At 57.2% G+C, this 23,078-nt stretch carries 19 protein-coding genes; 14 read left to right on the forward strand and 5 right to left on the reverse strand.

Annotated features, from left to right (window positions below; all coding sequences use genetic code 11):
- The first annotated feature begins 101 nt into the window (after positions 1-101).
- The 3 genes from MJ257_RS12025 (at position 102) to MJ257_RS12035 (ending at position 3,734) form a co-directional block, all read left to right on the forward strand.
- Complete coding sequence (locus tag MJ257_RS12025; RefSeq protein WP_240269467.1) at positions 102-1,325, forward strand: MFS transporter; 1,224 nt, start codon at positions 102-104, stop codon at positions 1,323-1,325.
- Between the two features lie 47 nt (positions 1,326-1,372).
- On the forward strand, positions 1,373-1,864 hold the full coding sequence (locus MJ257_RS12030) for a GNAT family N-acetyltransferase (protein WP_240269468.1): 492 nt from the start codon (positions 1,373-1,375) through the stop codon (positions 1,862-1,864).
- Between the two features lie 100 nt (positions 1,865-1,964).
- Complete coding sequence (locus MJ257_RS12035; RefSeq protein WP_240269469.1) at positions 1,965-3,734, forward strand: glutamine--tRNA ligase/YqeY domain fusion protein; 1,770 nt, start codon at positions 1,965-1,967, stop codon at positions 3,732-3,734.
- Positions 3,735-3,803: 69 nt separating this feature from the next.
- Here MJ257_RS12035 and MJ257_RS12040 read toward each other — a convergent pair whose 3' ends face one another.
- Together MJ257_RS12040 and MJ257_RS12045 are read right to left on the reverse strand one after the other, a co-directional pair.
- A complete protein-coding gene (locus MJ257_RS12040; protein ID WP_240269470.1) occupies positions 3,804-4,781 on the reverse strand; it encodes a LacI family DNA-binding transcriptional regulator in 978 nt (325 codons plus the stop codon).
- 185 nt (positions 4,782-4,966) lie between these two features.
- Positions 4,967-6,184 carry an MFS transporter gene (locus MJ257_RS12045; protein WP_240269471.1) on the reverse strand — a complete coding sequence of 406 codons (1,218 nt, stop codon included), beginning with the start codon at positions 6,182-6,184 and terminating at the stop codon, positions 4,967-4,969.
- 132 nt (positions 6,185-6,316) lie between these two features.
- On the opposite strand from MJ257_RS12045, the gene mobA reads away from it, so the two are divergent.
- Positions 6,317-7,003 carry a molybdenum cofactor guanylyltransferase gene (gene mobA / locus MJ257_RS12050; protein WP_240269472.1) on the forward strand — a complete coding sequence of 229 codons (687 nt, stop codon included), beginning with the start codon at positions 6,317-6,319 and terminating at the stop codon, positions 7,001-7,003.
- Here the strand turns inward: mobA and moaA are convergent.
- Entirely contained in the window at positions 7,000-8,007 is a 1,008-nt protein-coding gene (moaA, locus tag MJ257_RS12055) for a GTP 3',8-cyclase MoaA (protein ID WP_240269473.1), read from the reverse strand. The genes mobA and moaA overlap by 4 nt on opposite strands.
- A 312-nt stretch (positions 8,008-8,319) precedes the next feature.
- On the opposite strand from moaA, the gene MJ257_RS12060 reads away from it, so the two are divergent.
- Entirely contained in the window at positions 8,320-9,012 is a 693-nt protein-coding gene (locus tag MJ257_RS12060; protein ID WP_240269474.1) for a TorD/DmsD family molecular chaperone, read from the forward strand.
- A 351-nt stretch (positions 9,013-9,363) separates the two neighbouring features.
- On the opposite strand, the gene MJ257_RS12065 is transcribed toward MJ257_RS12060, so the two are convergent.
- Entirely contained in the window at positions 9,364-12,564 is a 3,201-nt protein-coding gene (locus MJ257_RS12065; protein ID WP_240269475.1) for an efflux RND transporter permease subunit, read from the reverse strand.
- Between the two features lie 43 nt (positions 12,565-12,607).
- The gene (locus MJ257_RS12070) at positions 12,608-13,516 is read right to left on the reverse strand and encodes a TetR/AcrR family transcriptional regulator (RefSeq protein WP_240269476.1); all 909 of its coding nucleotides are present in this window, start codon (positions 13,514-13,516) and stop codon (positions 12,608-12,610) included.
- A gap of 191 nt (positions 13,517-13,707) precedes the next feature.
- Between MJ257_RS12070 and cls the strand changes: the two genes are divergently transcribed.
- The 9 genes from cls (at position 13,708) to MJ257_RS12115 (ending at position 22,944) form a co-directional block, all read left to right on the forward strand.
- Positions 13,708-15,216, forward strand: coding sequence for a cardiolipin synthase (gene cls, locus MJ257_RS12075; RefSeq protein WP_240269477.1), 1,509 nt, complete (start codon positions 13,708-13,710; stop codon positions 15,214-15,216).
- Positions 15,217-15,279: 63 nt separating this feature from the next.
- The gene (gene fni, locus MJ257_RS12080; RefSeq protein ID WP_240269478.1) at positions 15,280-16,308 is read left to right on the forward strand and encodes a type 2 isopentenyl-diphosphate Delta-isomerase; all 1,029 of its coding nucleotides are present in this window, start codon (positions 15,280-15,282) and stop codon (positions 16,306-16,308) included.
- Positions 16,309-16,981: 673 nt separating this feature from the next.
- Complete coding sequence (locus MJ257_RS12085) at positions 16,982-17,542, forward strand: ECF-type riboflavin transporter substrate-binding protein (RefSeq protein WP_240269479.1); 561 nt, start codon at positions 16,982-16,984, stop codon at positions 17,540-17,542.
- A 15-nt stretch (positions 17,543-17,557) separates the two neighbouring features.
- Entirely contained in the window at positions 17,558-19,321 is a 1,764-nt protein-coding gene (locus MJ257_RS12090; protein WP_240269480.1) for an ABC transporter ATP-binding protein, read from the forward strand.
- Positions 19,318-20,148: an energy-coupling factor transporter transmembrane component T family protein gene (locus MJ257_RS12095; protein WP_240269481.1), complete on the forward strand. Its 831-nt coding sequence runs from the start codon at positions 19,318-19,320 to the stop codon at positions 20,146-20,148. Before MJ257_RS12090 ends, MJ257_RS12095 begins: the two co-directional genes overlap by 4 nt.
- 52 nt (positions 20,149-20,200) lie before the next feature.
- Positions 20,201-20,683: a GNAT family N-acetyltransferase gene (locus MJ257_RS12100; protein WP_240269482.1), complete on the forward strand. Its 483-nt coding sequence runs from the start codon at positions 20,201-20,203 to the stop codon at positions 20,681-20,683.
- A gap of 110 nt (positions 20,684-20,793) precedes the next feature.
- On the forward strand, positions 20,794-21,894 hold the full coding sequence (gene ychF, locus MJ257_RS12105) for a redox-regulated ATPase YchF (protein ID WP_240269483.1): 1,101 nt from the start codon (positions 20,794-20,796) through the stop codon (positions 21,892-21,894).
- A 235-nt stretch (positions 21,895-22,129) separates the two neighbouring features.
- Entirely contained in the window at positions 22,130-22,474 is a 345-nt protein-coding gene (locus MJ257_RS12110) for a TM2 domain-containing protein (RefSeq protein WP_372489785.1), read from the forward strand.
- 56 nt (positions 22,475-22,530) lie between these two features.
- The gene (locus tag MJ257_RS12115) at positions 22,531-22,944 is read left to right on the forward strand and encodes an NINE protein (protein ID WP_240269485.1); all 414 of its coding nucleotides are present in this window, start codon (positions 22,531-22,533) and stop codon (positions 22,942-22,944) included.
- The last annotated feature ends 134 nt before the right edge of the window (positions 22,945-23,078 follow it).

The raw sequence follows: 23,078 nt of genomic DNA on the forward strand, positions 1-23,078 counted from the left end.
TACAAGCAAAGGTTGCGTACCGAAACGGTAGTAGGAGAGCCCCTGTCGGCTCTCCTTTTTTATACATAGGCATTACTTTGGGCAGCAAAGGGGGAGAAAAAATGAGATGGCTGCAGTCCTATCCGCGGGAAGTTAAAGTGTTTTTGGTGGCAAGCTTGATCAGCTCGGCCGGCGGTTCGCTGATGTGGCCCTTGGTCACGATGTTCGTGTTTAAGGTGCTGGGGCGGACGGTGACGGATGCCGGTTTGGTGATTCTGGTCATGTCGGTCGGAGGGATCGCCGGCCAGCTGCTGGGTGGGGCTTTGTATCACCGGCTGGGCGTAAAGCGCCTGATCGTGGGCGGTCTGGCTTTGAACGCGCTGTTCTTGCTGCTGCTGCCCTACGGGAGCGGAAACTGGCATCTGTTTATGCTGTTGATGTTGCTCGTTGGTTTTTTTAACGCGACCTCGATGCCGGCGATTCAGGCGTTTATCGGCTTCCGATTTGCTGAGCGGCGCGGGGAGCTGTTTAATGTCATTTACGTAGCCAACAATATTGGCGTGGCGTTGGGGACGGCGATCAGCGGATTTTTGGCGCAGATTTCCTACGACCTCAGCTTTATTCTGAACGGGTTGACTTCGGCTGCGTTTGCGTTGTTTTTTTGGTTTTATTTGAACAGGGTTCAAAAAAGCCAAGGCGAGCTGCAGGTGCAGAAGCGCAAAAAATCCGTGGAAGGGCAAAGCATCTGGCCGCTGTTGCGCGGGTATCCCGTTTACCTGTTCATGGGCGTGGGGTCGTTTTTTCTCTGGCTCGGCAATTGCATTTGGAACAACGGCGTATCGCCGTATACGATATCCCAAGGCATGCCGGAATGGAACTACAGCATCCTGTGGACGTTGAACGGGTTGTTGATTTTTGTGGGACAACCGTTTATTTTGTGGGTAAAGCGGACGTTTGCCGGCTCCCCGCAAGCGCAAATGACGGCCAGCGCGCTGTTCTATATGCTGGGGTACGCGACGATATTAGGCTTTCATACGTACCCGAGCATGGTGGCGGCGATGGTGCTGACGACCTTCGGGGAGATGCTGATCTCGCCGGCGATTCCGTCCTTTATTTCAGACCGGACGGGCAAGGCGGCACCGTTCTATCTCGGGCTGGTCGGCGGGATGGGGGCGGCAGGCCGCGTGGTTGGCCCCTATGCGATGGGGATGTTGTTCGACTGGAACGGACTGATTCCGGTCGCTTGGCTGGCGGTGGGCATTGCCGTGCTGTCGGTTGCCTCCTTCCTGGTGCATGCCGCCATGAACCGGGACGACAGCCTGCACCCGACCGGCCTGCCGTCTTGACAGGCTAGAAGCCCCATAGTCCACATTTATCGAAGGGATGGGATACCATGAACAATCGTGACATTTGGACGCGGCTGTCGGAAATGCGCGATGCGGCTGCATTAATGGAGATAGACAAGCTCACTTGGGACCACGACAATACCCCGGCGGAAAAGATGGAATGGGATTCGCGGGAGCAGTATCTGCAGAGCTGCCCGCCAGGGAGCCAGATCGTAGCGGGCCTCGGCGAGGCCATATGCGGCTATATCGGCTTTAAGCCGCCGACACCGCTGCCAAGCAACCGGCATGTGCTTGAGCTCAACATCGCCATCCATCCGGCCTACCAGCGACAGGGCATCGGACGGGTGCTGATGGATGCCCTCCTCGAACAGGCTGCCGGACAGGGCGTCCGCAAGCTGTCGCTGCGCGTGCTGGCCAGCAACCCCGGGGCCATTGCGTTTTACCAGAGCTGCGGATTCGCGGAGCAAGGCCGGTTGGTGGATGAGTTTTGGATCAATGGAGCGTATGTCGACGATATTTTAATGTGGCGAAAGGTTTAGCGGATGAAGGTTCCGGCATTGAACTATTCGGAAGATATCGGTATATTTAGAAGAAGAAAAATCGGGTCTTGCACACAGTTGCATAAGTTACTCTTAATGAATGGAAAGGTTGATACCCGTGGAGAACAACTTTACCCCTCCCAACTTTATTAAAAACATCATTACGGAAGATTTGAAATCCGGTAAGGTGAAAACCGTCATTACGCGGTTCCCGCCGGAACCGAACGGTTACTTGCACATCGGGCATGCCAAAGCGATTTGGATCAACTTCGCGCTGGCGGACGAGTTCGGCGGACGGACGAACCTGCGGTTCGACGACACCAACCCGGTTAAAGAAGACGTGGAATACGTCAATTCCATTAAGGAAGACGTCAAATGGCTGGGCTTCGATTGGGAAGAGCTGCATTTCGCGTCGGATTATTTTGAGGAGATGTACAAACGTGCCGTGCTGCTGATCCAAAAAGGCAAAGCCTACGTCGACGATCTCAGCGCCGACCAAATCCGCGAGCTGCGGGGGACGTTGACCGAGCCGGGGAAAAACAGCCCGTATCGCGACCGTTCGATCGAGGAGAACCTCGACCTGTTCGAGCGGATGCGCGCCGGCGAATTCAAAGACGGGGAAAAGGTGCTGCGCGCCAAAATCGACATGGCTTCGCCGAACATCAACCTGCGCGACCCGGTCATTTACCGGATCGTGCATGCGTCCCACCACAACACCGGCGACAAATGGTGCATCTATCCAATGTATACGTTCGCCCATCCGCTGGAGGACGCGATCGAGGGCGTGACGCATTCCCTGTGCTCGACCGAGTTTGAGGATCAACGGCCGTTCTACGACTGGGCGATTGCCGAGACGGAAATGCCCAATGTCTCCCATCAATACGAATTCGGGCGGTTGAATTTGACGCAGACGGTGACCAGCAAGCGGAAGTTGAAAAAGCTCGTCGACGAAGGCATCGTTGACGGTTGGGACGATCCGCGGATGCCGACGATTTCCGGGATGCGCCGCCGGGGGTATACGCCGGAGGCGATTAAAGCGTTCATCTTCGAAACGGGAATCTCCAAGAACTTCGGCAGTATCGATCCGAAAATGCTGGAGCACTTCATCCGCGAAGACTTGAAAATGAAAGCTCCGCGCACGATGGCCGTGCTGGATCCGTTGAAGGTCGTCATCACCAACTATCCGGAAGGACAAATCGAATGGCTGGAAGCGGAAAATAACAGTGAAAATCCGGAAATGGGCAGCCGCCAAATTCCGTTCTCGCGCGAGATTTACATCGAACGCGACGATTTCATGGAGAATCCGCCTAGCAAATACTTCCGTTTGTTCCCGGGCAACGAAGTTCGCCTGAAAAACGCCTACTTCGTGAAATGCAATGACGTGATCAAGGATGCGGAAGGCAACGTGGTGGAGATCCACTGCACCTACGATCCGGAGACGAAGAGCGGGACCGGTTTTACCGGCCGCAAAGTTAAGGGCACGATCCATTGGGTGGAAGCGACCCAAGCGGTGCCTGCCGAATTCCGGCTGTACGAGCCGCTGATCCTGGAAGAGGAATCAGAGGAAACGGCGAACGTGGCGTTGGAGGAAACGGTGGAGGGCCTGGTGGATGACGCGGCAGCCGATGCCGGGGATGCGGTTATAGAAGCCGCCGAGGAGAAAACGTTCCTCGACCTCATCAACCCGGTTTCGCTGACGATTGCCCACGGCTTTGTGGAACCGAACATGAAGGATGCGAAGCCGCAGGATAAATTCCAATTTTTCCGGCATGGGTATTTTAACGTCGATACGAAATATTCGAAGCCGGGACAGCCGGTGTTTAACCGCATCGTTTCGCTGAAAAGCTCGTTCCAGCTGCCGAAAGCGTAAGCGGCGGAACCCAAGTTTTTGCCTAATACAAAGGAGCCTTGCAGATCCCTGCAGGCTCCTTTATTGGTTTCACACCGAGCTTCGCTCGATGAACCGAAAGCCCAGCTCCTCCGAGACAGGCGTGCCGCCGCCGTCGGCAATTTGCGCGTGGACGATGGAAAAGGCCCGCTCTCCGATTTCGGACAGCCGATTGTCGATCGTCGTAATCCCGAGCAAGCCGGAGATCGGCTGGTTATCGAAGCCGATGACGGCAAAGTCGTTCGGCACCTCCAACCCGCGAAGGCGTGCGGTGAGGATGAACCCGGCGGCGACCTGGTCGCCGGTGATGAGCAGGGCGTCCGGACGCTCGTTCATCGCGAGCAGCCGGTCCACCAGCGCCGCGCCATCCTCCCAATCAAGGCAGCCGTCCAGCACCCAATCCTCCCGGGCCTGTCCGCCCAAGGCTGCAAGGGTGTCGGCATAGGCCTGCAGGCGGCTGCGGCTGCTGGGGCTGTTGCGGCGGCTGATCGTAAACGCGATGCGGCGTCGCCCCTGCTCCCAGAGATGGCGGATCGCGGTTTGAAAGCTGGCGTAGTGGTCGATATACACCGAAGAGAGGTTACGGCCGCTCACCCGCTCGCATAACGCGATCGGACCGTAGGCGGCATAGGTCTCGATTTCGTTGAGGGAAAGCGCACGCGAACAGATGATGAGCCCGTCCATCTGCTTGTTGCGCAGCATCTCCAGCACCTTCCGTTCTACATTCGGACGGTAGTCGGTCTGGCATAACATCAGCTGGTAGTTGCATTTCAGCGCTTGCTGGGCCATCCCCTCCATGATCCTGGCAAAGTAGTAATGGTTGATGTTCGGCAGGATCACGCCAATCGTTTGCGTAATGCCTTTGATCAAATGAACCGCGTTCATGTTCCGCGAATAGTTGAGCCGGCGGACGGCGTCCTCGACCGCAGCCCGTTTGGCCGAGCTGACGTATGGATGTCCGTTCAGGACGCGCGATACGGTGGTGACCGAGACGCCGGCGGCTTCGGCGATCTGTTTGATGTTCGGCAAGGCGAGCAGCTCCTTCCCCGAATGAGGTCGAAAAAATATCTTGCTATGGAATGCATTTCATATTTTACACTGGAGCTGCAGTAAAGAAAACAATGCCCTCAACCGGCGTTACCTCGTGAAAATGCGAGGGCGTTACGGCATCAGGCATTGTTTTCTTTCGTGATGCGGCGGAGAACCAACCGCTCTTATTGCTCGTCCCGTCCGAGCTTCGGCGAATATCCGTGATGGCGGACCTGGTACCAAATGGCGGCGAACCCCAGCGCACCGATCAGCGTCAAGGCCACTCCGGACCGGTACATGACGACTGAGCCGAAATTTTGGAACATCCAGCCGCCCCAGAATCCGGCGATAACGCCGGCAAGGCCGCTGGCGGCAAATGTATACACCGCTTGCCCCGCCGATCTTAACGGCCGCGGCAGCAGTAGGGTGATCAGTTTCGTGCCGACGTAGAAGAATCCGCCAAACGTCACGGAGTGCAGCAGCTGAATGAGCAGGATTTGAATCGGTTGCGTCGCCTCGGACATCAGGTCCCAACGGACGGCAAACAGCAGGCTGACGATGGTGATACAAGCAAGCAAATAAGACATTTTCCGTTTCAAAAAACGATCCAGCAGGATAAACGCCAGCAATTCAAAAACCGTCGATAGGAACACGGCGCCGCCGACCGCCAGCCTTGATCCGCCGAGATCGGTCATGAACAACGGCATAAACATGCTGTTCATCGCGTTCGGGATCGCCACCAGCATGCTAAACACCACGAAGGCGAGCAGGTATTTGTTCTGCAGCGCCCGCCGCAGTTCCCGGCCCTTCAGCCAAGGCGTCTGAGACGATTGGCGAATGGACGGAAGCAAGAGTGTGGCGCCGATCGCCAGCATCAAGGTGATGCTGAAGAGCAGGGAGATCCCGTGGTGGCCGATGGCGTCAATGATCGGTCCGGCGGCCAAAGCGATGAAGGTCCAGCCGAGCGAACCCCAGATGCGGTAGGTCCCGAACCGGTTTTCCGTCTCCGCGGTATAGCCGAGAATCAGGGTGTTGCTATGCGACAGCAGTGGACTTAGAAAAAAATAAAGCAGGATCATCGTCAAATACAGCATCGAAAACGTGTTGACCTTAAACATCAGGTGCCCCATGACGAGCAAGCCCAGCATCATGGCTAACAGGATAGCGCGCGGATTTTGCCTTTGGTCGCCCAGGTATCGCCAGAAGGGATGAGCGAGCAGCGAAATTAAGGGCCCGATGGCCATCAGGCTACCGATTTCGAGCTTGTCCATGCCGATGTCCTGCAAATATAATTGAAAAAAGGCGGCAAAAATGACCATGGTTCCGTAAATGAAAAAGTTAAGCAGCCCTAGCGGCAACAACGAAAAGGACGAATGTCGTCTTTTGTCCTGCAAACGCGCCATTCCTTTCTGTCCGGGTCCAAGTGGTCACAAAGGGTAGCTTGTGACTATGATCCCAATGTAACACACAGGTGAAAGGGGATACAAACCAAGTTTTTTTGGATTTACCATAATTTATGCATCGGGGGAAAACTGATGAACACAACCGCCATCATTTTAGCCGGAGGACGATCCAGCCGCATGGGCACCGATAAGGCGCTGCTTGAGCTTGGCGGATGTACGGTGCTGGAAAGGCTCATCCGGGAGCTGGAGCCGGTGGCTTCCAGAATCGTGATCGCGGCGGGCGACAAAGCGGTGTACGACCGGTTTGGAAAAGAAGTCGTGACCGACCTATTCCCGGGGGCCGGTCCGCTAGCCGGCCTGCACGCCGGTCTGGAGAGCTCGGCGACCTGCTGGAGCCTTGCGGTAGCTTGCGATACGCCGTTCGCGAACAGCGGCTTGTTCCGGGCCTTGCAGGAGCGGGCGGAGGCGGCGGAGGAAGCCGAGGCCCGGGCGGGTGGCCCGGCAGGCGAGCTGGCAGTGGCAGGCGCTCAGGAAGGCTTCGCTGCGGCGGAGGCGATCCTGGCCCGCACGGAGGGGCGGGCACATCCGCTGCTGGCGGCCTACCGGCGCAGCGTGCTTCCGGGCCTGGAGGAGCGGCTGCGCGCAGGCCGCCTCAAAATGACGGCTTGGACGGAAACGCTGCGCACCGAATATATCGAAGGGGAGACCCTCGCGTTAGCGTCGGGCCTCCCCTTGGAGTGGTGCGCGTTTAATATGAACAAGCCGGAAGATTACGAGCAGGCCCGCGTCCTGTTGGAATCGGGCCTGCTGAAGGACTAACCGCCGATTTGCGACATCCGGCGGGTCGTCGGCGTATGGCTTTGTTGCTTTTGCTCCAAGGCCAGCGCCATTTCGTGGTTTTTCGGCTTGCCTCCAAGCGCCTTCAGGAACAGGGAGCGGATGCCCTCTTGGTCGCCGACAGCGGCATACGGGCGCACATGCAGTTCATCCGACCAATACAAGCAGGCCTTGATATGTCCGTCGGCGGTCAAGCGCAGCCGGTTGCAATTGTCGCAGAAATGGTCGCTGACCGGATGAATCAACCCGAACGTTCCGGCCGCGCCTGCGATCCGGCGGCTTTCGGCAGGACCGTTTCCGCGAGGACCTTCGACTCCTTCCACCTCCCAGCCCGCTTCCCGGCACACGTCTTCCACGGCCGTCAGGGGCAAGTATGTTTTGCGCCAGGAGTCGCTGGCACTGCCGATCGGCATGTATTCGATAAAGCGTACATGCAGCGGCCGATCCAACGTCAAGGCGAGGAATTCGCGAATTTCATCCTCGTTGATTCCTTTCATCAGGACGACGTTGAGCTTAATCGGCTCGAAGCCGACCTCAACGGCTGCCTGAATCCCTTCCAGCACTTTCTCAACCTCGCCGCCGCGGGTGATCATGGCGAAACGGTCCTGACGCAGCGAATCCAAACTGATGTTCACCCGCTTTAATCCCGCTTGCTTCAGCAACTCCGCTTTCTTGGCCAGAAACATGCCGTTTGTGGTTAACGCGATATCTTCAATGCCCGGAATGCCGGAAAGCATGGCAACAAGTTGTTCCAGATCCTTGCGCACCAGCGGTTCACCGCCGGTTAGCCGAATTTTGCGGAGGCCCATCGGAGCAAGAGCCGATACCGTCTCGGCAATTTCCTCGTAGCTCATGATTTCCTCATGCGGCTGAAAAACCATTCCCTCGGCGGGCATGCAGTAGACGCAGCGCAAATTGCACCGGTCGGTGACGGAGATGCGCAAGTAATCGTGCTTTCGCCCAAAAGGGTCAAGAAGCTGCTCCATGTGTATGCCTCCTTTCGTTCTAAGTGCTTCAAATTTTATATATATTCAAGCGGGTCGTCAATGCGTTGACACACACTGTTCAAGTATATTCTGTGGCGGACGATGATACAATGGAACTATAGTGAGTGTAAGAAAGATCACATTAAAGCGCTTACATTGTAGGGTATAATGCAAGTAAGCGATACGTGATCCCCCTTAATCATGTGTCGGTATATGCATTCTAGATGATTTCCGACACTTTAAGGAAGTCATCTTTTTTTTTTAGATCGGAAGATGACTTTTTGAACAACCTATATAGGGAGATGAATTCAGATGGCAATGCTGTTCAAACCTTTGGTCTACACGCAGGAGCAGGTTCAGTGGCTGGAAACACGCGGGATGGTCTATCAGTTATTGATGGACTTTCTGAGCCGCCCGCCGCGGATGTCCTTGATTGCTCAGTGGCGCCGCAAGGTGGAAGGGAACCCGAAGGCAGGGGTCAGCAAGGGCGGCCGGAGGCTGATTGCCTATCTGGAAAGCATCCCCGAAGAAGAGTTTCGCAGCGTCTGCCATCAGGAGGCGAAGGAATACGATCGCCTGTTTTCGGGCCGCGAGGCGATCATCCCGTCCTGCGAAAGCTTGTTCCGCAGCCGCCGGGAAGGATCCGGCGCTTTGGCTTGCAGTGCCGAGGTTCGCAAGTTATACATGGATAATGCGGTGGTATTCAACAAATTGAACGGGGAGCGCGACGACCATATCGCGCTGGAGCTGGAATTTATGGCGGTGCTGGCCGAAGGGATGCTGGCCAAAGCCAGCCTGCAGCAAAGCTGCCTGGCCTTGGCGGACGCGCAAATCCAATTCCTAGAGGCGCATTTGCTCAAATGGGCGCAGCCGTTTGCCAAAGAGCTGATGCAAGCAACGCAGAGCCCGCTCTTTACCGGCTTGGCTGAAATGATGGATGAATTCCTGGCGGACGATTTACGGCAGCTTCGGGCGTGGCGTGAGAGCCAGCAGCCGGCGATCTAATTAAAACAAAGCAAAAAAGACCTTAACCTCCGCAGAGATGCGGGGTTGAGGTCTTTTTTAACGGCCGGTACAGCTCTAACGCTTATCACAGGGCTTATTTGCGTAAACGCCACCGGTTTGAAATCCTAACGCTTGGGACAATGCTTATTCCCCCATTTAGCGGCCGGGATCAGCTGTTTTGACCGGAATAGGGTTGCTCACCGTCGTTAGAATCTCCATCCCCTCGGATTTGCCCAAATAACGCTCGTCATCAGCGTTACGCCCGGGATTCGTCTGCGGCAAAGGGACAATGGCTCATTCAATGTGAAAAGACGGCGCAGGGATTATTTCCTTGCGCCGTCTTTGACTGTTCTATTCCAGTTCCTTGGCCGATAAATCGCGGCGACGGAACTTCATCAGGAATTCGTACACGATCGGCACGATGACCAACGTGAGCAACGTCGAGCTGATCAAGCCGCCGATAACGGTGATGCCGAGGCCGCGCGAGATAATCCCGGCGCTGTGCTCCCAGCCGAAGACCAGAGGCAGCAGCGCGCCGATCGTCGCCAGGGCGGTCATCAGAATCGGGCGAAGCCGGGTCGTCCCCGCTTCGAGCAAGGCTTCGCGGGTCGACATGCCCTCGCGTTCCTTATGGATCACACGGTCGATCAGCACGATCGCATTGGTGACGACGATACCGATCAACATGAGTACGCCCATCAAGGCCGAGACGTTTAGCGTCTCTCCGCCGATCAGGAGGCCCACCATGGCACCGATGACAATGAACGGCAGGGAGAACAGAATCGTAAACGGAGCCAAGCCGCCGCCGAAGGTGACAACGAGAACAAAGTAGACGATGGCGATCGCCGCCAACATGGCGATGCCCAGCTGGCCAAACGTATCGTTGATCTGTTCGGTGACGCCGCCGAATTTGACGGTGACGCCGTCCGGCAGATCCAGCTTGTCGATTTTCTCCTGCAGGCTGGTCGAAGCTTTCTGCACGTCGGTAGAGGTGATTTTTGCGCTGACCTCAACGACCATCTTCCCGTCGATCCGCATGATGGAATCCGGGGAAGTGCCTTTTTCAACCTTCGCCACGTCCTTGATCGGGACCTGAATGCCCAGCGGCGAGGACAGCGTTTCGTTCTCGATGTCCGTGATGCTGTTATAGGTCTGGGTGTCGGTTTCGATGTACACGTTGTAGTTCTTGCCGTCGATGGCGACCTCCGTCAGGACCGGACGTTCGCGAACCGGGCTCAGCTTCATTGCCAATTGGCCCGGCGTGAGGCCGAGGGAACTTAGCTTCTGTTGGTCCGCGACCAACGTGTACTGCTCATAGGTTTTCGACAGGCTGGTTTCGCCTTTCTCGAAGTTCTTCGTATCCTCCTTGATCAAAGCGAGGATTTGGTCCGATACGGGCTTGATTTGCTCCAGCTCGTCACCAAACACATTCACGCTGAGCGAGCCGCCGCCCAGACCGCCGGTCATGAGCTCGGACATATCGCTCCATTCGCCTTTTGGAAGCTCGGCCCGTAAGCCTTCCATCAGCTTCTCCTTCACGTCGCTGAAGTGGTCGGTATCCGGCTCATAAGCGATGTAGAACAAGGCCGAATTGGAGGAGCCCATCCCCAGCGGATTGTCGCCGCCAACGGAATACTGCATCTTATCGACGCCCGGCTGCTCCAGAATGTATTTCTCAATATTCAGCATTTCCTTCTCCACATCTTCCAGTTGGGTTCCTGGTTCAGGGGAGTAGGTTGCCATCACATATTTGTCCTCCTGCTCGGGCAGGAAGCTGACGCCGACCAGCGGGTACAGGAACACGCTGCCGACGAGCAGGACGACCGCAAGCCCGAAGGTGATCAGCTTATGGGACAGCGACCACTCCAGCACCCGCCGATAGCCGCGGGCAATGCCTTTCGGCTTCTCGTCGCGGTTGTGCTTCTTGCCGAGCCCCTTGCGGAACAGCGTATGCGCCAGCGCCGGCACGAGGGTGATCGCTACCAGCAGCGAGGCCAGCAGCGAGAAGACCATCGTCAGCGCAAACGGTTGGAACAATTCGCCGACCATTCCGCTGACGAAAGCGAGCGGCAGGAAGACGGCGATCGTCACGATCGTCGAAGACATGATCGGGACGAACATCTCCCGCGTCGCTTCGATGATCAGCTTGCTGCCCTTCAGCTTCTCGCCGGTCAAGGACAAGCGACGGTAAATGTTCTCGATGACGACGATCGAGTCGTCGACGACGCGGCCAATGGCGACGGTCATAGCACCCAACGTCATCATATTTAGCGTAATATCCATCTGCTTCAGGGCCAAAATGGCGATCAGCAGGGACAGAGGAATCGAGATAATGGAAATAATCGTGGAACGGATGTTGCGCAGGAAGATCAGGATGATCAGCACCGCGAACAAAGCGCCGAACAAGGCTTTAGACAACATCGTGTTCACCGAGTCGGTGATCGGCTGACCTTGGTCCAACAGGACCGTAAAGTTGATATGGTCGTATTGCTTGCCGAGCTCCTCGGCAGCGTCCTTAACTTGGTTAACGACGTCAACCGTGTTGGCATCGTTGGATTTGACGATCTGAATGCCGATCGACTCCTCCCCGTTGGTCCGGGAGATCGATTCGGCTTTGCCGATCGTTTCGATGTCGGCGATGTCGCCAAGTTTGACGGTCGGGATGCCGAGCGGCGTTCCCGTCATGGCGCCGCCAGCGGCGGCGTTGCCGGAGTTCACGCCTGCGGCGCCTGCAGCTTGGCTGGCACCGCCCGGCGCAGCACCTCCAGCGGCATTACCGCCAGTTGCCGTGCCGGGAGCGGGGCTGGGAACGGCTGGGATGGCCAGGTTTTCCAAGTCCTCCACGGTCGTGATGTTGCCGTCGACGACGACGGCCTTCTGGGATTGCTCCAGACTGAACAATCCAAGCGGGACGCGGAGCGCGGAACCTTGTACGATCCCTTTCACGGTATCTTCCGTCAGGCCGAGCTCCTTCAGCTTGGCTTGGTCGAATTTCAGGCTGACCTCGCGAACGAACTGACCGGCGATTTGCACCGAAGCTACGCCATCCAGATCTTCGAGCACCGGCTTGATATCATTCTCCGTAATCCGGGTCAGATCCTCAAGGCTGCCGGATTCCTTATCCGACAAGCTGAGGGACACGACCGGCATGGAGCTCAGGCTAAATCGGGTGATTTGCGGCTTCTGCGCATCTTCGGGAAGCTGCACATCGTTCAGCGCTTCCCGAACGGCCGCGGTGGCGTTATCCAGATTGGTGCCGTATTCGAATTCAATAATCAGCGAGGCGGCGTTCTCCATCGAGGTGGAGGTGACCGTCTTTACGCCGTCGACGTTGTGCAGCCGCGTCTCCAGCGGCTTGGTGATCTCCTCGACCACGCCCTCCGGCGCGGCTCCCGGATATACGGCCGTTACGCTGAGGTAAGGCACATCGATGTTCGGAATGGTCTCTTGCTTCATGGTCAGGCCGCTGTACAAACCAACGGCGGTCACGATGACCGTGAGCAGCCAAATAGCAAACTTATTGCGCAGGGAAAACTGGATGATACTCTTCATAAGCGGGTTTCTGCTCCTCTCTTTCTAGGGGTGACATCATCAATTACGAGTGCTGGGTATAACCCTGTAACAATTGCTCCAGTTCCGCCGCATGACGGGCAAGTTCCGGCAGGGCGGCCAAATTGGCCAACATGCCTTTGATGATGGCGCGGCGCGGGCGAAGCTCCAGGATTTCGCGCTCCAGAATCTGCAGCGTTTCCAGCGCTTCCTGTTGACTGCCCGGATCGGCGATGGCATCGCCAAGCGTATCGCGGAGTCGTTTGATCGCGATCAAAGGATGCTGCTGCAAATCCAGACTGCCCGGAGCGCCTTCGGACATCAGCCGCAACGTCTCCTCGGAAATCAAAGGGACCGGACGATGGTTCAGCTGATGCTGGGCCGCAAGATCGAGCAGCTCCATCAGGTGGACCGCCATCCGTTCCGGCGAGGCCGAAATATGGGGCTCGAACAGCAAGCGGATATAGATGCTGACCATACCGTAAGCGATCGTTAACAGGTCGCCCGCGTACGGCTCGATCTCTGGTCCGTAGACCGCCACGAGCTTGTTCTTGCCGTGTCGCAGCAGCTTGGCGTTATGGGCTTGGACCGCCTCCGGTTCCTTATAAGGCGTGCCGTTCTTGTGCCAGTCCTGGAACTGCATGATCAAGAATTCCCGCAGCTCAAGCACCAGCTCAAGCATGACGACCAGCTGGCGATGCAGCTTCTCCTTCGGCGATAACTCCTGCTGCAGTTCTACCTGCGTCAGATGGTCGAGCAGCATCTGGTAGCAGTAGTCGAACAAGCTCTGCTCCAGTTCCTCCTTCGATTTGAAGTGAAGGTACAAGCTGCCCTTGGACATCCCGCAAGCTTCGGCGATTTCCTGCATCGACGTGGCGGACGAGCCCTTGGCTGCAAACAACTGCATGGCCGCGCGCAAAATCAGCTTCTTTTTGTCGATGGATGGATGGGTCAAAAAGGACCGAACCCCCTTTCTCTGACTCACGGGTTCTTTTTTTGACTTATGGGTCATTTCCGATTATAGTACAAAGCCCAAGCGGATACAAATCGGCGCGCAAGTACATTTTTCCCTCGCACCAGTAGGAAGAATTCGAACGTTCATGTAGAATATAAACATGCATCAATAGAAAAAGAAGGAGTACAACGATGAGACGGGGACTTCAAATCATTTTCATCGCCGCGATTTTATTTGCTTTCTATTATTTCGGATTTGGCGTCTTCGGTAAATTCGGGGGTACGCTCGTTAGTATTTTCCAAACGCTGACCGTCATCACGATCGGCTTCGCCATTTTTATGGAGAACCGCAATCCGTCCAGCACGGTGGCCTGGATTATCGTGCTTGCCTTGCTGCCGGTCGTCGGGCTGTTGCTCTATTTTCTGCTGGGTCAAAACTATTTCAAACGGCGCAAATTCGATAAAAAAGCGGAGCAAGACCGCCTCAGCTACGAGCGGATCGACCGCAGCGGCCACCCGCTGCCCCGCGACTTGTCACAGTTCAGCCCCGGCCAGCAGCGCCTTCTGCATCTGTCGCAGAGGCTGGCCCGCACGCCTTATTCGATGGCGACCCGCACGCAGGTGTTAACCAACGGGGAAGAGACCTTCACCAACCTGCTGCGTGAGCTTAAGAAAGCCGAGCACCATATCCATATGGAATACTACATATACCGCGCCGACGACATCGGGCGGGAAATCCAAAAGACGCTGATGGAGAAAGCGCGGGCCGGCGTGGAGGTCCGGTTTATGTTCGACGCCGTCGGCAGCATCGGCCTGCCCAAATCGTTCATCGCGGAGCTGCGGGAGGCCGGGGTTAAGGTCGGCATTTACGGGCAGATGCGTTTCCTGGCCCTGTCGAGCCGGGTGAATTACCGCAATCACCGCAAGATCGTCGTCATCGACGGCAATACTGGATTTATCGGCGGCCTTAACGTTGGCGACGAATATTTAAGCCGCAGCAAAACCTACGGCTTCTGGCGCGATACGCACATGCTCGTCAAAGGGGAGGCGGTCCGGTCGCTGCAGGTTATCTTTCTGCAAGATTGGCAGTATGTGACCGGGGAGAAAATCATGGACCTCGCTTACCTGTCCCCCGAGCTGGAGCAGGGCTGCAGCGGCGCGGTGCAGATCGTGCCGAGCGGGCCGGACAACGAAAGCCGGACGCTCAAGAACATTTTCTTTGCGATGATCACGTCGGCAAAGAAATCGGTGTGGCTGGCTACGCCGTATTTCATCCCGGACGAGGATATCCTGACCGCGTTGCGCGTAGCCGGTTTATCGGGGATCGACGTGCGCATTCTGTTCCCGGCCAAACCGGACAAATGGCTGCCGTTTCTGGCGTCCCATTCCTATTTTCCGTCGTTGCTGGAGGTTGGGGTGAAAATATTCGAATACGAAAAGGGCTTTCTGCATTCCAAGCTGCTCATCGTGGACGGGGAAGTCGCCACGGTCGGCACGGCCAATATGGATATGCGCAGCTTCCATTTGAATTTCGAGGTGAACGCGCTTTTAGTACAAAGCGACAGCGTCGCTAAGGTCGTGAACAATTTCGAACGGGACCTGCTGTCGGCGAAACTGATCGACAGGCATGTCTTCATGAATAAGAAAATCCCGGTACGCCTGGCGGAATCCGCGGCCCGGCTGTTATCCCCGTTGCTATAGGGGACGGGAGGGCCTGGCGGTAAGCCGCCCGGCGTATTTTCGCGGTACAAGGAGGGCTTCCGCATGGAACCGACATCGGAACGCAAAACCGAGCATATCCGGCTCTGTTTGGAGGAGCAAGTAAACGCGGAGGGCATCCGCAACGGGTTTGAAAAATACCGCTTCCGGCATAACGCGCTCCCGGAACTGGATTTCGCCGAAATCAGCCTGAAGACGGCGTTTCTCGGCGCTTCGCTGCGCACGCCGCTGTTGATCAGCTCGATGACCGGCGGCAGCCGGTTGGCCGGCGAGATCAACACGCGCCTGGCCGAAGCGGCGGAGCGGCGCGGCTGGTCCATGGGCGTCGGCTCGGTCCGGGCCGCTGTAGAGCGGGACGAGTTGGCGCCTACGTTTGCCGTGCGGCGGTTCGCGCCGTCCATTCCGATCATCGCCAACTTAGGCGCGGTGCAGCTCAATTACGGCTACGGGCCGGAGGATTGCAAGCGGGCGGTGGAGATCGCCGGAGCGGACATGATCGTGCTGCATCTGAACAGCCTGCAGGAGGTGTTCCAGCCGGAGGGAGATACGAACTTCGGCGGGCTGCTTCGGCGGATCGAGGAGGTCTGCCGTGAGCTGCCGATCCCGGTTGGCGTAAAGGAGGTCGGCTGGGGCATCGACGGCGCTACGGCGAGACGGCTGCGCGAAGCGGGCGTCGCTTTCATCGACGTCGCCGGCGCCGGCGGCACCTCGTGGAGCCAGGTCGAGAAGTTCCGCGGCAGCGACCCTGTTCGCCGCGCGGCGGCGGAAGCATTCGCGGATTGGGGCATCCCCACCGCCGAATGCATCCGCGAAGTGCGGGCGGCGGTGCCGGACGCCGCACTGATCGGCAGCGGGGGCCTGAACACCGGCGTGGACGCCGCCAAAGCGCTGGCGCTTGGCGCGGACTTGGCCGGGTTCGGCCGGGCGTTGCTCGAACCGGCGGTGCATTCGGAGGAGCGGCTGGACGCGCTCTTGGAGCGCGTCGAGCTGGAGCTCCGCACCGCCATGTTTGGGGTTGGCGCCGGCAGCATACCGGCGCTGCGCAATACGCCGCGGCTCGTTCGCCGCGAGTAGCAGCGTAGCGTCGGTTCAGCCGACCGCGGCAAGGCAGAGGCGGAACGGTGCGGGTGGCGTGTACGGTGCAGGTAGGGTACAGGTGCAGTGCGGGTACAGGAGCAGGTAGTGTACGAGTGCAGTGTGGGTGCGTGTACGGTGCAGATAGGGTGGGAGTGCAGTGTGGGTACAGGTGCAGGTGCAGGTGCAGGTGCAGGTGCAGGTGCTGGGAACGAGGCTAGTGCAGGTACAGTGCGGGTGCGATGCGGGGTACACGGCATCGAGTTGTCGCGGCCGGCTCCTTTGCACGATTATCCCTTTGATTCAGGTCTGGTAAAGGAAGCTTGCGGCTCAGTATCCTATCCTTACTCTCCACTGTTTGTGAGCTGATCCCCGGCACCTGATCGAAAGGGATAACGGTGCAATGTACTGATCGAAAGGGATAATGGTGCAAAGCTGATCCAAAGGGATAATGGCCAAAGCGGTGGGTCCACGAATGAATGCATGAATTCCAACTAATCTAGTAAGAATTTGTTGCAATCGAACGAAATCCCTATTATATTGAAGGGGAACACCGGTCCGCATGGACGGCAGCCTGGATAGATTCGATAAGGAAACGGCGGCCGGTCATTACATAATTCGGCGGCGGATCCCGCGATGCGGCGGGTTTTGGCGTGCGGAGGGGGAGTTGGAAATGAAACCTTCATTGTGGAAGTGGAACACGAGAACGGTGGTGACCATCGGGATCGGGGCCGCCCTGTACGGAGCGACCAGCTGGATCGGCATCCCGATCGCGCCGGATACGCAACTGCGTCCGGCCATCGCCTTGCTGGCGATTTTCGGTGCGTTGTTCGGACCGGTCGTTGGTTTTATCGCCGGATTTATCGGACACGTGATCAACGATCTGATTACGAGCGGAACCGTATGGTGGGGCTGGGCACTTGGCTCGGGCATCACAGCGGCTTTTATGGGACTGATCTATTTGGCCAAGGATTTCAACGCCAAAGAAGGGCAGATGAAGAAAAACCACGTGGCTTGGTTCGTCGTGTACGGCATCGTGGGGATCTTCGTGTCGCTGGCTTTTTCCGGGTACTTCGACATCCTCGTGATGGGCGAACCCAACGACAAAATCGCGGTTCAGGTCATTTCCGCGGGGCTGGCGAACCTGGCCGTGTTTCTCATTCTGGGGCTTCCTGCGGTGCTGGCCTACGTGAAACGTAACCGCAACAACTCGAATTTAAGCGTGGACAGATAGGAGCTAACTGAAAAAATGCAGGCAGTTATCACTTTCCGACAGTTCAGTTTCCGCTATAAAAACCAAAGCGAACCTACGCTAAAGAACATCCATTTGGAGATAACACGCGGGGAGAAAATATGGATCGCCGGCCCCAGCGGGTCCGGCAAATCGACATTAGCCCATTGTATCAATGGGCTAATTCCCTTTTCGTACGGCGGCGAAATGTCCGGGCAACTGCTGTTGGACGGCCAAGATGCCTCGGCGATGACGATCTTTGAGCGCAGCCGCCGGGTTGGGACGATCCTGCAAAACCCGGACGCCCAGTTCGTCGGCCAGACGGTTGGCGAGGATGTGGCGTTCCAACTTGAAAACGAGGCCGCTCCGCAAGACGAGATGAAAGCGGCCGTCTCATCGGCGCTGGATCTGGTCGGGATGCGGGCTTACGAAGCGCAGGGGCCGCACGAGCTGTCGGGCGGGCAAAAGCAGCACGTATCGCTGGCCGGCGTATTGTCGACGCAAGCGGATATTCTGCTGTTCGACGAGCCGCTTGCCAATTTGGACCCTGCGAGCGGCGCCAAAGCGATGCGGCTGATTGACGAGATCCACCGAAGCCAAGGGAAAACGGTGATCCTGATCGAGCATCGGGTCGAAGACGTTCTGCTGGAGCATATTGACCGCGTCGTCGTGATGAACGAGGGGGAAATCGCGGCGATCGGCACGCCGGACGAGCTGCTGGCGGCGGGCATCCTCCCCCGGTACGGCTTGCGCCAGCCGCTGTACCTGGAGGCGCTGAGCCATGCGGGGCTGCCGCTGTCCGCCTTTGCCGGCTTGACCGGCCCGGAGACGCTGCACCTCCGGGAGCCAGCCTCGGAGGCAGCCGACGAGGAATCGCCCGCCTGCGCAGGGCTGAGCGAACCGGAGCTGCGGGAGCGGCTGGAGGCCTGGGCGGCGTCCGTTCCACTGGCCGCACGGGGCGGCCTCGGCGAGCCGCTGCTTGAGCTGCGAGGCGTGTCCTTCGCCTACGAGCCGGGCAGGAACGCGGTAGCGGACGTCTCGCTGACCGTCCGCTCGGGCGAAACCGTTGCCCTGCTCGGCAGTAATGGGGCCGGCAAATCAACGTTATCGGGGTTGATTACCGGCTTGCTGAAGCCGAGCACGGGCGAGATTCGCCTGCGCGGCGAGGGGATCGACGGCTGGTCGATCCGCCGGCGCGGCGAAGAGATCGGTTACGTGATGCAGCATCCCCATCATATGCTGACTCAGCATATGGTGCGGGACGAGATTCGCATCGGCCTGATCGCCCGCGGTGTGCCTGAACCCGAGCGAGAGCAGCGAACGGAGGAAGTACTGCAGATTTGCGGCCTGTATCCGTACCGCAACTGGCCGGTCTCCGCGTTGAGCTTCGGACAGAAGAAACGGCTGAGCATCGCGGCTATTCTGGCGCTGCAGCCGAAGTTGATGATATTGGATGAGCCTACGGCGGGACAGGATTATCGGCATTATACCGAATTTATGGAATTCATCGGCTGGCTCGCCGCTAGGGGGATGGCGTTCCTTTTCATTACGCATGACATGCATTTGGCGCTCGAATATGCGGACCGGGCGGCAGTCATGTCGGAGGGCCGGATCATCGCCGAGGATGAGGTGGCCCGGATTCTAGCCGATGGGGGAATTACCGCCCGGGCCAACCTGCGGGAGACGAGCCTGGCGCGTTTCGCCGAGGCCTTGGGAATGGCCTCGCCTTCGCGGTTCGTCGAAGCCTTTATCGCCGCGGAAAAGAAGGTGAAACGAGCATGAGCCGAGCGAGTGGATTATACGCTGCCGGGGACTCTTATTTTCACCGCATGGACGGTGCGGTCAAGCTGATCCTGCTGCTGACCTGGACGGTCGTCACCTTCCTGTTCATGGATTTGCGCGTGTTCGCCATCATGTTGGCCGGCGGGGTCACGATGCTGCTGCTGGCCCGGGTGCCTTTCCGGAAAATGGCGCTGCTATTCTGGGCGCTAATGGTCTTTACCGTCATCAACAGCGTCTTCATTCTCCTGATCACGCCCCGCTTCGGGACGACTTTGACCGGTAGAGATACGCCGCTCATTCCGCTCGGATACGATACCGTGAATGCGGAAACGTTGTTTTACGTACTGACGCTGTCGTTTAAATATTTGACGTTGCTGCCGATTACGCTGCTGTTCATCTTCACGACGCATCCCAGCCGCTTCGCAGCGAGCTTGAACAAGCTGGGCATACCGTACAAGCTTGCTTATGCCGTCAGCATCGCCTTTCGCTACATTCCGGATCTGACGAAGGAATTCCGTACGATTCTGAACGCGCTCCAAATGCGCGGATTGGGGATCTCCCGCGGTGACGGCACGTTGCTTCAACGGGCGCGGAACCTGACGCAGGCGGTCGTTCCGCTGCTGCAGTCCTCGCTGCTGCATATCGAATCGGTCTCCGATGCCATGGATCTGCGCGGGTTCGGGACGAAACCGCGGCGGACCTGGTACATGGGCACCGTCATGACGGGAAGCGACAAGTTGATCGCGCTGCTGTGCGTCGTTCTGCTGGCAGCCGGCGTCGTTCTGAAACGCAGTTGGTTTCAGGGGTTTTGGTATCCGTTTGGATAAATCGGAGTTCATTCAATAAGGTCCGTTAAGGATCGGCTAGGAGAGGATACATATGGTGCAATTGGTTCCCATGACGAAGGAGGAATATCAGGCGTTCCGCAGCCGCTCGGTCCGCGAATATGCGGAGGAGAAAGTCGCTGCCGGCGCCTGGAAGGCAGAAGATGCGCAGGCGCTTTCTGAGGCAGCGTTCCGACGGTTTCTCCCGGACGATCTGGAGACGGCGGGAGCCCATCTATTTAGCGTGAAGGAGAAGGAACGGCTTACCTCTGTCGGACATCTCTGGTTTAATGTGATGGAGCAGGAGAAAGGTCCGGTTGCGTTCATCCTCGACATTCTGATCTATGACGAATTCCAGGGCAAAGGTTACGGCCAAGCGACGATGACCGCGCTGGAGGAGAACGTGCGCGAATTGGGGCTGAATACGATCGGCCTCCATGTATTCGGACATAACCAGCGGGCGTACCGGCTCTATCAAAAGATGGGTTATACGGCCACGGACATTCAGATGAGCAAAACCTTGGAGGATCGCGGCTGAAACGCGGGGCCGGCGCGGGGGGAGATCGTAATCCTTGAAATATTCCCGGCGTATCGTTACTATGGTTGAAGGAAGCTGAGCAATTACAAGAATGAGGAGTTGTCAATGATATGGCTTTGAAAGCAGGCATTGTGGGTTTGCCGAACGTGGGGAAATCCACACTGTTTAACGCGATAACCCAGGCGGGGGCCGAATCCGCCAACTATCCGTTTTGCACGATCGACCCGAACGTCGGCGTGGTCGAGGTCCCGGACGAGCGGCTCGACAAGCTGACCGAGCTGGTGGTTCCGAACCGCACGGTTCCGACGGCGTTCGAATTTGTCGATATCGCCGGTTTGGTGCGCGGTGCAAGCAAAGGCGAGGGACTAGGCAACAAGTTCCTGGCGCATATCCGCGAAGTGGATGCGATCGTCCATGTGGTCCGCTGCTTTGAGGACGAGAACATTACCCACGTGGATGGCAAAATCAACCCGATCAGCGACATTCAAACGATTAACCTGGAGCTGATCTTGGCTGACGTGGAAAGCGTAGAGAAACGAATCGAACGCTCCAAGAAAAACATGAAGGGCGGCAACAAGCAATACGCGCAGGAAGTCGAGGTCCTGGAACGGATCAAAGAGGCGCTCTATAACGATCAGCCAGCGCGCAGCGTCGAGCTGACCGATGAGGAGAAGCTGATCGTGCGCGATTTGCACTTGTTGACCTTAAAGCCGGTGCTGTATGCCGCCAACGTCAGCGAGGACGGCGTGACCGAAGCCGACAGCAATCCTTTCGTGCAGCAGGTCAAAGAATTCGCCGCGGCTGAAGGAGCCGAAGTCGTGCCGATCAGCGCCAAGGTGGAGGCGGAGATCGCGGAGCTGGAAGGCGAGGACAAGGCGATGTTCCTGGAGGAGCTCGGCTTGAGCGCTTCCGGTTTGGACCGCCTGATCCAGGCTGCTTACCGCCTGCTTGGCCTGTATACGTACTTCACGGCCGGCGTGCAGGAGGTCCGCGCTTGGACGATCCGCAAAGGCACGAAAGCGCCGCAAGCGGCAGGCGTGATCCACTCCGACTTCGAGCGCGGATTTATCCGTGCAGAGGTGGTCTCTTACAATGACCTCGTCGCGGCAGGTTCGATGAACTCGGCGCGCGAACGCGGCCAGCTGCGGCTGGAAGGCAAAGACTACGTCGTCCAGGACGGCGATGTCATGCATTTCCGCTTTAACGTCTAATTCGACTCTTGTAACAACGGAGGAGGATGACTGCCCCAGAGATCGCAGACCCCATGCGATCCTTGGGGCAGTTTTTTTGATTAATTTGCATTTTTTCATAATTTATAGAAGATGAATAATTTGGGGATGACCGGCATACCCTCATTTAGAAAGATGAACGTTCAGGAAAAATTTGCATTGTTTTCATAGAATCGAGTTTGTATACTTAACTCAAGTTTGATTATTTGTAATGAGTATGGATTACGCCTTGCACCGCAAGTCCCAGTTGGATACCCGAGAACTGTTGCTGCTGGAATCCGAGGTGAAGAGCCAGGGGAAAAACATGTTTGTTGCTTACATTCTATGGTATTTCCTTGGTGTCGTCGGGGGACATCGTTTTTACATGGGGAAAATCGGAACGGCCGTTACCCAGTTGATCTTGTCGCTGACGGTCGTCGGGCTGATCGTCACCGGGATCTGGTGGATCGTGGACGCTTTCCTGGTGCACACCTGGGTAAAACAGCATAACGCTGAGGTAGAGAACCGGGTCATCGACCGGATCTTCTATGATCGCGGCAGATCTCCGGAGTATCCAATCTAGTTATGCCGACCAAAAGCGATCTGACCACGAGTGAATTGATGCTCCTGAACTCGGAAATGAATAAGCGCGAAAAGTCGCTGGGCCTGGCGTACATGATGCTGTTGGCCGGTCATTTAGGCGTGCATCGTTTCTACTTGAAGCGAATTGCCAGCGGAGTCATCCAGCTATGTTTATTCATCCTGGCAATCGGGCTTTACTTTGGGTTTGCCATTGCGGCGGGGATCGAAAGCGTGGATTCCCCCGATACGGCGTATTCGCTGTTGCTGCTCATTCCGGTCATCCTGTTCGGATTGGCGTTGACCGTTTGGGTCATTGTCGATGCTTGCTTGCTGCCGGGCATGGTCCGAGACTGGAACTCGAAGCTGGAGCAGTCGCTGATCGAGCAAATTGTTGCCCTTCGCCCGCCTGCGGGATTCACGAATCCCGAGGCAAACGGAATGGCGAATGGCGGCCATCCGCTTGATGTTTAGATAGCGGTTGTTCATGAACCTGAAGAAAGACGCCTTCGCGGCGTCTTTTTTTGGTGCAAAGATCCAGGGGGGAACGCAGGGGGTTCGGCAGATGTTCCCTAGCCAAAACACGGCTTCCATGGTATAATAAAAAG

This window comes from Paenibacillus timonensis, assembly GCF_022427145.1.
Lineage (GTDB): Bacteria > Bacillota > Bacilli > Paenibacillales > Paenibacillaceae > Fontibacillus > Fontibacillus timonensis.